The organism is Amycolatopsis sp. NPDC039088 (genome assembly GCF_055598845.1).
Genome location: NZ_JBVKAE010000015.1, coordinates 185,661 through 198,799, shown reverse-complemented (window position 1 = coordinate 198,799; position 13,139 = coordinate 185,661). Strand labels below are relative to the sequence as shown.

Annotated in this window: 11 protein-coding genes; 9 read left to right on the top strand and 2 right to left on the bottom strand. The window is 66.5% G+C overall.

Annotated features, from left to right (window positions below):
- The first annotated feature begins 22 nt into the window (after nucleotides 1-22).
- The 5 genes from hppD to ACZ7KI_RS21055 are packed head-to-tail and all read left to right on the top strand — an operon-like array spanning nucleotide 23 to nucleotide 6,018.
- Nucleotides 23-1,093, top strand: a complete 1,071-nt coding sequence (gene hppD, locus ACZ7KI_RS21075; protein WP_470274795.1) for a 4-hydroxyphenylpyruvate dioxygenase — start codon at nucleotides 23-25, stop codon at nucleotides 1,091-1,093.
- Nucleotides 1,094-1,116: 23 nt separating this feature from the next.
- Nucleotides 1,117-2,484: a condensation domain-containing protein gene (locus tag ACZ7KI_RS21070; RefSeq protein WP_470274794.1), complete on the top strand. Its 1,368-nt coding sequence runs from the start codon at nucleotides 1,117-1,119 to the stop codon at nucleotides 2,482-2,484.
- On the top strand, nucleotides 2,481-4,046 hold the full coding sequence (locus tag ACZ7KI_RS21065; RefSeq protein WP_470274793.1) for a 4-hydroxyphenylacetate 3-hydroxylase family protein: 1,566 nt from the start codon (nucleotides 2,481-2,483) through the stop codon (nucleotides 4,044-4,046). The genes ACZ7KI_RS21070 and ACZ7KI_RS21065 overlap by 4 nt, the downstream gene beginning before the upstream one ends.
- A 44-nt stretch (nucleotides 4,047-4,090) precedes the next feature.
- Nucleotides 4,091-5,707 carry an MFS transporter gene (locus ACZ7KI_RS21060; protein ID WP_470274792.1) on the top strand — a complete coding sequence of 539 codons (1,617 nt, stop codon included), beginning with the start codon at nucleotides 4,091-4,093 and terminating at the stop codon, nucleotides 5,705-5,707.
- A 23-nt stretch (nucleotides 5,708-5,730) separates the two neighbouring features.
- Nucleotides 5,731-6,018 (top strand): putative quinol monooxygenase, encoded by a 288-nt coding sequence (locus tag ACZ7KI_RS21055; RefSeq protein WP_465502605.1) that lies wholly within the window; start codon nucleotides 5,731-5,733, stop codon nucleotides 6,016-6,018.
- Nucleotides 6,019-6,081: 63 nt separating this feature from the next.
- Here ACZ7KI_RS21055 and ACZ7KI_RS21050 read toward each other — a convergent pair whose 3' ends face one another.
- A complete protein-coding gene (locus ACZ7KI_RS21050) occupies nucleotides 6,082-6,768 on the bottom strand; it encodes a DUF899 domain-containing protein (protein ID WP_470274791.1) in 687 nt (228 codons plus the stop codon).
- A 217-nt stretch (nucleotides 6,769-6,985) separates the two neighbouring features.
- Between ACZ7KI_RS21050 and ACZ7KI_RS21045 the strand changes: the two genes are divergently transcribed.
- Complete coding sequence (locus ACZ7KI_RS21045; protein ID WP_470274790.1) at nucleotides 6,986-7,906, top strand: VOC family protein; 921 nt, start codon at nucleotides 6,986-6,988, stop codon at nucleotides 7,904-7,906.
- Between the two features lie 825 nt (nucleotides 7,907-8,731).
- On the opposite strand, the gene ACZ7KI_RS21040 is transcribed toward ACZ7KI_RS21045, so the two are convergent.
- Nucleotides 8,732-9,907 carry an epoxide hydrolase family protein gene (locus ACZ7KI_RS21040; RefSeq protein ID WP_470274789.1) on the bottom strand — a complete coding sequence of 392 codons (1,176 nt, stop codon included), beginning with the start codon at nucleotides 9,905-9,907 and terminating at the stop codon, nucleotides 8,732-8,734.
- 233 nt (nucleotides 9,908-10,140) lie between these two features.
- Here ACZ7KI_RS21040 and ACZ7KI_RS21035 point away from each other — a divergent pair, with 233 nt between their 5' ends.
- The 3 genes from ACZ7KI_RS21035 to ACZ7KI_RS21025 are packed head-to-tail and all read left to right on the top strand — an operon-like array spanning nucleotide 10,141 to nucleotide 13,122.
- Nucleotides 10,141-10,923 (top strand): alpha/beta fold hydrolase, encoded by a 783-nt coding sequence (locus ACZ7KI_RS21035; protein ID WP_470274788.1) that lies wholly within the window; start codon nucleotides 10,141-10,143, stop codon nucleotides 10,921-10,923.
- 52 nt (nucleotides 10,924-10,975) lie between these two features.
- The gene (locus ACZ7KI_RS21030; RefSeq protein WP_470274787.1) at nucleotides 10,976-12,361 is read left to right on the top strand and encodes an FAD-dependent oxidoreductase; all 1,386 of its coding nucleotides are present in this window, start codon (nucleotides 10,976-10,978) and stop codon (nucleotides 12,359-12,361) included.
- Entirely contained in the window at nucleotides 12,358-13,122 is a 765-nt protein-coding gene (locus ACZ7KI_RS21025; RefSeq protein WP_470274786.1) for a tryptophan 2,3-dioxygenase, read from the top strand. Before ACZ7KI_RS21030 ends, ACZ7KI_RS21025 begins: the two co-directional genes overlap by 4 nt.
- The last annotated feature ends 17 nt before the right edge of the window (nucleotides 13,123-13,139 follow it).

The window sequence follows — 13,139 nt, the reverse complement described above, 5'->3', positions numbered from 1 at the left end:
CAACCACAAGGGGAACAGCCACATGTCCACCTTCGACGACCTGACGGTCGACCACGTGAAGTTCTACACCGCCGACGCCGGCGCCACCGCCGCTTGGCTGGCCGGGGGTTTCGGGCTCGCGCCGTACGCGGAGTCCCACTCGGACGACTCCCGCCTGATCGCGGTCGGCCGGAACGACATCAGGCTGGTCGTCGCCGAACCCCGCGCCGACGGTGAGCCCGGCTCGTTCTACCTCGCCCGGCACGGCGACGGGGTCGGGGACATCGCACTCGGTGTCCCCGACGCGGCAGCGGCCTTCGACGACGCCGTCGCCAGGGGGGCGCGTCCGGTGTCCGGCGTCGTCGAAACCGACGGCATCGTCACCGCGACCATCGGCGGGTTCGGCGACCTCACCCACACCTTCGTCCAACGACCCTCCACTGTGGACTCCCGAGTGCTGCCGGGTTTCCGCCCGATCGAGGGCGCCGGCGCGGCTGATGTCGACCTCGGCCTGGTCGACCACTTCGCCGTCTGCGTACCCCCGGGACAGCTGGAGCCGACCGTCGCGTACTACGAACAGGTCCTGGACTTCCGGACGGTCTTCACCGAGAAGATCTCCGTCGGCGCGCAGGCCATGAACTCGAAGGTCGTCGAAAGTCGTTCGGGCGCCGTCACCTTCACCGTGATCGAGCCCGACATCAGCCGCGCGCCGGGACAGATCGACCGATTCCTCCGCGACCACGGTGGGGCGGGCGTGCAGCACGTCGCGTTCACCGCCGACGACATCGTGCGGGCGGTGGACGCGATCGGCACCAACGGAATCGGCTTCCTCAGCACGCCGGAGTCCTACTACCGCAGGCTGGGGGACCGGCTCTCCCCCATCGGTCACACGATCGACTCGTTGCAGCGGCTCTCCATCCTCGTCGACGAGGACCACGACGGCCAGCTCTTCCAGATCTTCGCCAAATCCGTGCATCCGCGCAACACCTTCTTCGTCGAGATCATCGAACGGCTCGGTGCCCAGACCTTCGGCAGCGGGAACATCCAAGCGCTCTACGAGGCCGTGGCCGACCAGGAGTCCGCCGACCGGGCCGTCGGCGAGACCGCCGCGTGACACACCTCGAGGAGGTTCACGAAATGTCCGAAGTGGACGAAAAGGCACCACGCCGCTACCCGCTTTCCCTTACCCAGGAGTTCCTGTGCGGTTTCGACGACAACGTCGAAGCCGACGAGGGGCCATTCGGCCCGCGGTATCACAACGTCCGCGGCTGGCGGCTGCTCGGCTCGATCGACGTCGCCCTGCTCCGCGAGGCGCTCGGTGACGTGGTCAGCAGGCACGAGGCACTGCGTACGGTGATCAACCGGCCGTCGAGCGACCGGTACCAGGAGGTGCGCCCGCCGTCCCCCGCCGAACTGGAAGTCGTAGACATCCCCGGCACCGGTTCGGAGCACCGCGTCGAAGAGTTCCTCCGCGAGGTGGAAACGGGGACGATCTCGGCGAACCGCCCGCCGCTCGTGCGGGCGGTGCTGGGCAGGTTGTCCGACGAGGAGTCCCTGTTCGTGCTCGTCGGGCACCACATCGGCACCGACGGCTGGTCGATGCGGCTGCTCATGCGGGACATCGCCGAGTACTACGGCGCGCGGCTCGAAGGGCGCGATCCCCGGCTTCCCCAGGTGCGCCAGTACCGGGAGTTCGCTGTCGCGCAACGGGAAGCGAGCACGTCGAAGGCGCACGAGCGTTCGCTCGCGTACTGGCGGGACAAACTGCGTGACGCGCGCCTGCTAGGCCTCCCCGCGGACGCGGTCGTCACCCCCGGGCCGGACAAGGTGACTTCGACCTACCGGTTCGTGCTGGATCCGGCCTTGACCGAGGCGACCGTACGACTCGCCAGGAGTTCCCGGGCGTCGGCGTTCATGGTGCTGCAGACCGCCTACAACGTCCTTGTCTCGCGCCGGACCTCGGCGACGGACATCGTCGTGCCGACCATCACCTCGGGCAGGCTCGACGAACGCTTCGAGGAGACCGTCGGCCCGTTCTTCAACTTCCTGCCGCTGCGGACCGACCTCGACGGCTGCGAAACCCTGCGCGACGTCCTCCAGCGCACCCGCGCCACCTGCATCGAGGCGCAGGTGAACGACCTCCCCTTCGCCCATCTCGTCGCGGAGGCCCCGGAGTTGCCGAGCACCTTCGCCACGCCGGGGGTCGCCGTCAGCGCGCTGCAGGTCTTCCAGCACCCGTTCGGCGCCGACGGCGAATTCGGGGCCACCGCGAAGTATTCCGAGGTGCGCCACCGGGTTCTCGGCCAGGAGGTCTCCTCCGACATCCCCAACGGGATGCTCTGGACCCTGGACGTCGACGCGGAGCACGGCATCTTCGGCAGCGTGAAATACGACCGGGAGGAATTCCGGGAGGAGACCGTCGCCGGCCTGGTCGAGCAGTTCCGCGCGATTCTGTCCACTGTGGTCACGGACACCGACGCGCCGCTCGCGGAAGAGGCGCGATGAGTACCGAACCCGCCGCCAACGCCCGCAAGACCCGGCCGCTGACCGGCGACGAATACCTCGAGACGTTGCGGGACGGCCGGGAGGTGTTCATCTACGGCGACCGGGTCAAGGACATCACCAGGCATCCGGCCTTCGCCAACCCGGCGAGGATGACGGCGCGGCTCTACGACGCGCTGCACGATCCGGAACGCCAGGCGACGCTCACCGCGCCGACCGACACCGGGAGCGACGGGTTCACCCACCGGTTCTTCCGCACCCCGCACAGTGCCGAAGACCTGGTCGCGGACCAGGCCGCGATCGCGGGCTGGGCGAGGATCAGCTACGGCTGGATGACCAGGACACCCGACTACAAGGCGTCGTTCCTCGGCACCCTCGGGGCCAACGCCGACTTCTACGCGCCGTTCACCGACAACGCCCACCGCTGGTACCGGGAAACGCAGGAGAAGGTGTTGTTCTGGAACCACGCCTTCGTGCACCCACCGGTCGATCGCAGCAAACCGCCGGACGAGATCGGCGACGTGATCGTGCATGTGGAGAAGGAGACCGACGCGGGAGTCGTGATCAGTGGCGCCAAGGTCGTGGCGACGGCCTCGGCGATGACGCATTACAACTTCATCGCGAACCAGGGCATGCCGGTGAAGGACAAGCGGTTCGCACTCGTCGCGACCGTTCCGATGGACGCGCCGGGCGTGAAACTGATCTGCCGGACCTCCTACGCCGCGACCGCGGCGGTGATGGGCAGTCCCTTCGACTATCCGCTGTCGGCGCGGATGGACGAGAACGACAGCATTCTCGTCTTCGACAAGGTGCTCGTGCCGTGGGAGAACGTCTTCGTCTACGGGAACATCGGCAAGATGCAGATGTTCACCGGACATTCCGGGTTCAACGAGCGCGCGATGTTCCAGGGCTGCACGCGGCTCGCCGTGAAACTGGAATTCCTGGCCGGCCTGCTTTTCGAGGCGTTGGAGCTCACCGGTTCCAAGGACTTCCGCGGCGTGCAGACCAGGATCGGCGAAGTGCTGGCGTGGCGGACGTTGTTCCAGGGGCTGTCCGACGCGGCCGCGCGAAACCCGGTTCCCTGGAAGAACGGCGCCGTCCTGCCGAACCCGCAGTACGGAATGGCTTACCGCTGGTTCATGCAGATGGGGTACTCCCGCATCAAGGAGATCGTGATGCAGGACGTGGCCAGCGGGTTGATCTACCTCAATTCCAGTGCCGACGACTTCCGCAATCCGGAGATCCGCGGTTATCTCGATCGTTTCGTGCGCGGTTCGAACGGAACGGATTCGGTGGCCAGGGTCAAGGTGATGAAGCTGCTCTGGGATGCCATCGGCTCGGAATTCGGGGGCAGGCACGAACTGTACGAACGCAACTATTCGGGAAACCACGAGAACACCCGGATCGAGCTGATGATGTCGCAGGTCGTCTCGGGGCAGGTCGACGGTTACCGGGACTTCGTCCGCGAATGCCTGGCCGAATACGACCTGGACGGCTGGACCGCTCCCGACCTCTCCTCCTTCGACGAGCTGAGACGGACGAGCGCCGATTTCCTCCAGCGGTGATCAGTTGATCACCGCCGGGCCGTGCCCCAGAGAAAGGAAGGTTGATGGACGCAACAACACCGACGGGCAATGCGCCCGTCTTGGCAGGGCGGAAGGAATGGTTCGGGCTACTCCTGCTCGCGCTGCCGACCCTGCTGATGTCAGTGGACTTGAGCGTACTTGTGCTCGCGACCCCGCACATCACGGCGGATCTCGCGCCCAGCAGTACCGAACAGCTGTGGATCTTGGACATCTACGGCTTCCTGCTCGCCGGTTTCCTGCCGACGATGGGCGCGTTGGGCGACCGGATCGGCAGACGCAAGATCCTGATGTTCGGCGCCGCGGCGTTCGGGATCGCGTCACTGCTGGCGGCGTTCTCGACCAGCAGTGAGATGCTGATCGTGTCCAGGGCGCTGCTGGGGATCGCGGGCGCGACCTTCGCACCTTCGTCCTTGGCGCTGCTGAGCAACATCTTCCAGCACCCGAAGCAGCGATCCGCGGCCATCGGGATCTGGATGGCCTGTTTCATGGGCGGTTCGGTGCTCGGACCCATCGTCGGCGGCTTGATGCTGTCGAGCTTCTGGTGGGGTTCGGTCTTCCTCCTCGCCGTGCCGGTGGTCCTGCTGGTGCTCATCGCCGGCGGCTCGGTGCTGCCGGAGTTCAAGGCACCGGGCGGGCGGAAGGTCGATTTCGGCAGTGTCCTGCTCTCGCTGCTCGCGATCCTGCCGCTCATCTACGGCGTCACCGAGGTGGCCCGCGAGGGCTGGAAGCCGCTGCTGGTCGGTTCGATGGTCGTCGGCCTGATCTTCGGCGCGCTGTTCATCGCGCGGCAGAAGCGGCTCGCCGACCCGATGATCGACCTCGGCCTGTTCTCCCACCGGGTGTTCCGTTCGTCGTTCATCCTGAGCCTCGGCGGTGGCGCCATCCAGGGTGGCGGGCTGCTGATGGTGAGCCTCTACCTGCAGACCGTCGTCGGGCTCACCCCGCTGGCTGCCGGTCTTTGGCTGGTGCCGACCGGATTCGCCATGGTGGTCGCCATCATGCTCGGCAGCGGGATCGGAAGGCAGATCCGCCCCGCCTACGTGATGAGTGTCGGCCTGCTGATCGCCGCCATCGGCTACGGCCTGCTCACGCAGGTTTCGGCCACCGGTGGCCTGACGCTCACCGTGATCGGGTTCGCGCTCGCGATGGCCGGCATCGGGCCCGGCACCGCGCTCGGGTACGAGTTGATGATGGGCAACACGCCGCCGGACAAGATCGGCGCGGCGTCGGCGTCCATGGAGATGGGCGGGCAATTCGGTGTGGCGGCGGGTATCGCGCTGTTCGGCACCGTCGGTACCGCCGTGTACAGCAACCAGGTCGAGGTGCCGCCCGGAGCGGACGCGGCACGGGAAAGCATCACCAACGCCCTCGCCGTCGCGCCGGGGCTCGGTGAACCGGCCGGTTCGCAATTGCTCGAATCAGCGAGGAGCGCGTTCACCAGCGGTTTGAACGTGGTCGCGATCGTCGGCGCGGTTTTGTTCACGCTTTTGGCTATTCTGTGCATCAAGTCGTTCCGGCAGATCCCGCCGCTCTCTCACCAGAGCCCCGGTGGCGACGGGCAGGCTGGCGCGCCGGAAACGGGAGAAACCGCCACCGGAGAAGGCTCCGAAGCCGGAACATCCGTTCTGGCCAAGGACTGAAAGTTCGACGAAAGGGACAGGAAATGATCATCGTCGCGGGATACTTCCAGATCGACGCGGCCGACCGGGACAAATACGTGCAGCTGCACCAGGACGTCATCTCGCGTGCCCGGAAGTTCGACGGCTGCCTTGACTTCGCCATCACGGCGGACGCGGTGGATCCGGGCCGGGTGAACCTGTTCGAGCGCTGGGAATCCGACGAGGTGCTCAACGCGTGGCGCCAGGTCGCCAACCCGCCGGAACAGTTCACCGAGATCCAGGGTGGTGACCTGGCGAAGTTCGAGATCGCCAGCGTCGGCTCGCCTTACTGAGCGACGACCCACGACGAAAGGGCCGTACCCGGCAGCCATCCGGGTACGGCCCTTTCGGCTTTCTCAGCCGACGGCGTGTTCGCACACGCCGCACCGGTCCGCGTTCTCGTAACGGTCGTGGTGCCGGACCCACTCCTGGGTGAACCCGAGCCCCTCCTCCTGCCTGCCGAGCGGCGTCAGGTCGAGGTAGTTGTAGGTCGTGTTCAGCAGATCGCTGCCGCGGCCGTGGGTCGAGTACGCGTACTGGATCGTGTCGCCCTCACGGACGAAAGCACTGATTCCGGGCGGCTGGACGCCGGCCCCGAGTGACACGTGGAAGTCCTGGTAGAAATCCGAGCCGAGCGACGACACCCAGGGCACCGTCCACCCCATTCGTTCCTTGAACGGCTGGATCTTCTCCAGCGGCGCCGGGCAGTCGATCACCAGCGTGGTGTCACGGGCGTGCAGATGCGCGAGGTGCCCGATGTTGTCGATCCAGAAGGAGCAGCTCGTGCAGAACTCTTCACTGGGACCCAGCATCATGAAGTGGTAGACGATGAGTTGCCGCCTGCCTTCGAAAAGATCGGGAAACGAGAGTTCACCTCGCTCCGGGTCGTGGAACGTGTAGTTCTTCTCGACCAGTATCCGGGGCAGCGCACGGCGCTGGGCGTTGATCTCGTCACGCGCCTTGGTCAGTTCTTTCTCCTTGGCGAGGAAGGCGGTGCGAGCTGCTGTCCATTCTTCTCGCGAGACGACTTCGGGGACGGTCACTGCAACATCCTCACTCTCGGCGAACCATACCTGTGTTTTCATTCGATGCTAGCCCGCCGGGGACCCGTTCCCCTACTCCGTGTTTGCCGGAAAAGAGGGCATCGGCCTGCTTATCCTGGATTGTCACACCTGCCGCGGAACCACTGTGGCGTGCGTTCACTCCGGTATTCTGATCAGTGGACAATTGCCGGGCCCGTAGCCGAAAGGGAGCTGTCGCGTGACACTGCACAGGCTGGGATCGGTCACCATCGGAGTGCCCAATCTCGCGGAGACCTCCGCCTATTACGACGACTTCGGCCTGACTCCCGGGAAAGACGGCTGGTACTCCACTGTGGACGGTGGTCGCCAGCTGCGGCTGGTGTCGTCGAGATTCCGGCGGCTGGCCGGGATGACCGTCTCCGTCGACGACGAGGACGATCTCGGCCGCGCCGAGGCGAATCTGGAGCGGATCGGCGCGGCCCACCGTCGCGCGCCGGGCAGCCTCATCGGCACCGATCCGGCCACCGGCACCGAAGTGACCCTGAAGATCGAGCCGCGGATCCGTCAAGCGGTGGGCCAGCCGACGCCGTACAACGCCAACGGACGGATCGAACGCCCGGGGACGCGAGCTCCCGGGGTGTTGCGTGACGACCGGGTGCGACCGAAGCGGCTCGGGCACGTCGTCCTCGGTTCGACCGATTTCGCGATCTCACAGAAATTCTTCGTCGAGGGCATCGGGTTCAAGGTCAGCGACCTGATCCGGAACGCGGGCGCGTTCCTGAGGTGTACGACCGAACACCACAACCTGCTCCTCCTGCGCTCCCCGGTGACCTATCTGCACCACACCGGCTGGCAGGTCGACGACGTCGACGAGGTCGGCCGCGGTGCGACGTCGATGCTCGAGAACCATCCGGAGCGGCACGTGTGGGGCCTCGGCCGTCACCATGTCGGGTCCAACTTCTTCTGGTACCTCAAGGATCCCGCCGGCAACTTCAGCGAGTACTACAGCGACACGGACTGCATTCTCGACGACGAACTGTGGCAGCCCGAGGTGTTCGAGGGTGCGCTGAGCTTCTTCAGCTGGGGCACTCCTCCGCCACCGTCGTTCCTCGCCCCGGAGGACCTCGCCGCGCTGATGATGGGCGCGGAAGACGCCTGAGCGACGGCTGGTCGTCACGCCTTACCGAAGTACATGAAGGTCCCCTTCCCTACTTTGAGGGTCAGGGTCCCGGCAAGGTCGAGGTAGGGCGGGCCTGATTCTGGATGCCGCGGGGCTGCAGGTGCGGTTTCGGAGGAATGGCGTGAGTGGCGATTCGGGTGAGGGCCACTTGCTGTCTTAGGTACCTACCATCGGGCGACACGCGTGATCCGACGGAGGGCACGCGTGAGTGAACGGAGAACACACGCGACGAAACCTGCCGCTCCCGCGTGTCATCCACCCAGTCACACGTGTCCTCCGTCGGATCACACGCGCCATCCATCCAGCCACGCGAAACCGTGCAAGATGCCCAAATCGGGCACATTTGTCCCGAGAAGTGTCCCTTATGGACAGTCCGGACCCGGGTGAGGCCCCTTCCGTGGGCCCGCTCCCGCCGTGTCCACCACGACGCGTTCGTCTTGTCCCGCTATAGAGGTGCAGCCGACCAGCACTTATGCGACTCTGCCGGAACCCTGCGCTAGGCGCCAAGGAAGGGGACCTTCATGTACTTCACGACCGGCCGCCGCCCCACTGTCACCAGAGATCACATCCGACGGTAGCGAAAGCCTCCTTCACTACCGTCAGAGTAGGGAAGGAGGCCTTCACGGACTTCCAGCACAGGATATTGCGGATCAAACGGCCATTCAGGCATATGGTTGGTCCTTGTGGACAGTTGATCCCCCTGTCGCCGGACCAGCGCAACTCACGCGACTCCTCGGCGCGTGACCGCCCGGATAGAACCAACAGCATCCCCAATGCCGCAGTGGTGGCATGCTCGGTTACCGCTCAAGCCGCTCGACGGCTCTCCCCCGCGAGGAGTTTCGCGGTGAACGCCCGCAGATCGGAGACGAGCAGCTCCGGTTGCTCCAGCGCCGCGAAGTGCCCGCCGCGGTCATGTTCGGTCCAGTGCGTGATGCTGGGGATGTCGCGTTCCGCGAGACGGCGCACCGGCACGAAGATGTCGCGCGGGAAGACCGCGACGCCGACCGGTACCGGCACCGGGGGCGGCACCACGCCGCTCGCCGCCTGCCGGACGGCTTCCGCGCCTTCGTAGTAGAACTGTGCCGAGGAACCCGCCGTGGCCGTCAGCCAGTACAGCGTCACCCCGGTCAGGATGTGGTCCCGGGAGACCGCGTCTTCGGGGAGTTCCGTCGAATCGGTCCACTCACGGAACTTCTCGACGATCCAAGCCAGCTGGCCGACGGGTGAGTCGGTGAGCGCGTAGGCGATCGTCTGTGGCCGTGTCGCCTGGACCTTCATGTAGCCGGAGAGTTCGGTGTCGAACCGGCCGAGCCCGGCCAGCCGCGCCCCGTCGGTTTCGCTGATTCCCTCGAGTTCCGCGGGGTCGCCCGAAGGGAAGGTCATCAGCATGTTCACGTGCACGCCGAGCACGTGCTCGGGATCCAGCATGCCCAGCACCAGCGAAATCGGGGAGCCGGCGTCACCGCCTTGCGCCACGTAGCGGTCGTACCCGAGGCGTGCCATGAGTTCCCGCCAGGCACCGGCGATCCTCGGCACGTCCCAGCCCGGCTGGCGCAGCGTCGAGAACCCGTAACCCGGAATGGACGGGATGACGACGTGATAGGCGGTCGAAGGGTCCAGATCATGCGCGCGGGGATCGGTCAGTGGCCCGATGACGTCGAGGAATTCGGCGAACGAACCCGGCCAGCCGTGCGTCAGCACGAGCGGCGTCGCGTTCGGTTCGGGTGAGCGGACATGCAGGAAGTGCACGTCCTCACCGTCGATTTCGGTGGTGAACTGCGGAAAGGCGTTGATTCTCGCTTCCACCGCGCGCCAGTCGAATTCCTCCGCCCAGTACCGCGCGAGCTCGCGCAGGTAGCCGAGCGGGACACCGCGATCCCAGCCGACGCCGGGAAGTTCGTCGGGCCACCGGGTCTGCCCGATCCGGCGACGCAGGTCCGCCAGGTCGGCCTCCGGCACAGCGAGGCGGAAGGGCTTCATAACGACTCCGATCATCGATAACGACAAGGCTCCCCCGGCGAGCACGCTAACTCCCCGAATAGACCGCGTACGTCTCCTTCGCTGCGGGAAGGAAACGGACTCCACCAAGCAGTCGGGAAGAAGTATCCGTGCGGGGAATCGTGTGACGATTTCCATCACCGGGATGAGAAACGCCGGTGGCGCGGTCGCCCGGCGACGGCGTCGAAAAGAGCAATCGACCCTGTGGGAGAGCCATGGACAAGGTATTTTCGCGCGACGGCACCGCGATCTCGGTCCAGCGGGTCGGTGCCGGCCACCCCGTGATCCTCCTCGGCGGCGCGCTCTGTGACCACTGGGCCACCGCGGAACTGGCGGAACTGCTGTCCCCGCATTACGAGGTGTTCAACGTGAATCGCCGCGGCCGCGGGGAAAGCGGCGACACCGGCCCGTACGCGGTCGAGCGCGAACTGGAAGACCTCGAAGCGGTCATCGCCGAGGCCGGTGGCCAGGCGCACGTGTTCGCCCACTGCACCGCCGCCGTGCTGGCCTTCGATGTCGCGTTGCGCGGCAACGGGATCACGAAACTCGTGGCCTACGAACCACCGTATATCCTGGAAGGCACGCGCGACCGCCTCGACGAAAAATACCGGTCCGACCTCGCGGAGTACGTCCGCAACGATCAGCTCGGTGACGCGGTCAAGCACTTCATGATCAACGCGGTCGGCTTCAAACCGGATTCCGTCGGCCGTATCGAGCAGTCCGAGGCATGGTCGCACCTGGTCGGCTTGGCGCACACCCTGCCCTACGACGGCGAGATCATCGGTGACTGCCACGTGCCCGATCGGATCTCGAAGATCACCGTGCCGACGCTGGGCGTCACCGGCGCGAAAAGCCCGCAATGGCAACGTGATTCCGTCGCCGAAGTGGTGGCACGGATCCCCGGGGCGAACGCGTTGACCTTGCCTGACAGCGACCACAACCTGGTCGCCACCGCCGTCGCCCCGTCGGTGATCGAGTTCTTCGGCACGGACGACTGAGTCCGGCGTTCCGGCCACTGATCGAATCAAGGACGAAGACAGGGAGGCCCTGGTGGGCAAGCAAGTGGGAGAGCGCGCGGTCGTTCTCGGTGGCAGTATGGCCGGCCTGCTGGCCGCACGGGTCCTGTCGGAGTCCTACGCGGACGTCGTGATCGTCGACCGGGACGAACTGCACGGTCTGCGGACGGCACGTCGCGGTGTGCCACAGGGCAGGCACGTGCACGGTCTGCTCGCCAGAGGTCAGCAGATCCTCGACGAGCTGTTCGACGGGTTCACCGACGCCGCCGTCGCCGCCGGTGTCCCCACCGGGGATCTCGGGGAACTCCGCTGGTATTTCAACGGCAGGCGGCTTTCCCCGGCGCACACCGGTTTGGTCTGCGTGTCGGCCGCGCGTCCGGTGCTGGAAGGTCTCGTCCGCGACCGGGTGGAGGCGATCGCCAACGTCCGGCTGCTGGCGAACCACACGGTGCTCGGGCCGGTCCTGTCCGGTGACCGCTCCCGGGTCGAGGGCGTGGAGGTCCGGGACGGTGCCTCCGGCGACGACCTGCGGCTGACGGCCGATCTGGTGGTCGACGCGACCGGACGCGGCTCGCGAACGCCCGCGTGGCTCACCGAACTCGGTCACGCCGCGCCGGAAGAGGACCGCGTCAAGATCGATCTGACCTACACGACGCGGGTTTACCGGCTGCCGGAGAACGGACCACTCGGGGACGACCTGTCGATCAACCCCGTGTCCACTCCGTCGCATCCGCGGGGCGCGTTCCTCTCCCGGATCGAGGGCGGCAAGTTCATGGTCTCGCTCACCGGCGTGCTCGGTGACAGCGCGCCCACCGACGACGCCGGCTTCCTGGCGTTCGCGAAGTCGCTCGAAGTTCCCGACGTGTACGACGTCATCAAGGACGCCGAACCGCTCAGCGAACCGGTCGCCTTCCGGTACCCGGCGAGCGTGCGCCGTCACTACGAGCGGCTGACCGGTTTTCCGGAAGGTCTGCTCGTGGTCGGTGACGCCGTCTGCAGTTTCAACCCGGTCTACGGACAGGGCATGACCGTCGCCGCGCTCGAGGCGCTGACCCTGCGTGAACACCTGCGCGAAGGGAAAGCGCCGGAAGCACTGGCGTTCTTCAAGGACATCTCCGCCGTCATCGACGTGCCCTGGCAGATCTCCGCGTCGGGTGATCTGAGTTTCCCCGGTGTCGCCGGAAAACGCCCCGCGCAGGTCCGGATAGCCAACGCCTACATGGGACGGGTGCAGCGCGCGGCGACGAGGGACGGCCGGGTCACCGGCACCTTCATGCGGGTGGCCGGGCTGGTGGACCCACCGGCGAACCTGATGAAGCCCGCCATGATGATGCGGGTGCTGAGGCAGTCCCGGCAGGTTCCGGCCCCGGTGCCCACACCCCCTCCAGCGGTGGTGACGCCGGAGAGGCACGCGGCATGAGCGCAGCCGACGAAGCAGCACATACCGCGTACCGCGACTATCTCGCCCTCGACGAATTGCTGGAGCTTCAACAGCCCAACACCGGCGAACACGACGAGCTGCTCTTCGTCATCGTGCACCAGGTGCACGAGCTCTGGTTCAAGCAGCTGCTGCACGAGTTCGCCGAACTGGGCCGGGCGTTCGGGGACGGCGAGGTGGGGGCGGCCCTGCGGACCATCGGCCGCCTCCTCGCGATCGTGCGGGTGATGCTCCGGCAGATCGACGTCCTCGACACCCTCACCCCCGGTCAGTTCGCCCGGTTCCGGGACGACCTCGGCGGCAGCGGCTTCTATTCCGCGCAGTTCCGCGAGATCGAGGTGGTCCTCGGCAGACGCGACCCCGGCGTGCTCGACCGGTTCCCGGAGGGAACGGCCGACCGGGAACGGCTGCTCACCGCGCTGGCCGGACCGTCCTTGTTCGACTCGTTCGCCACCTACCTCACCGCGCAGGGATTTCCCGTGCTCCCAGGCGATTCGCCCGAAATCGCGGCGCCGACGATCGCGAAGGCCTACCGCGAGGACGGCGTGGTGGCGCAGGTGTGCGAGCGGATGGTCGACCTCGACCAGACCTTCACCGAATGGCGCTACCGGCATTCGATGATGGCGCAGCGCATCATCGGCGACAAGACCGGGACCGGCGGTTCGACCGGCGCGGCCTATCTGCGGCGTGCGGTGTTCACGCCGTTGTTCCCCGCGTTGTGGGAGGTGCGGAACATCACCTGACCCGCGGTGAAACCCGG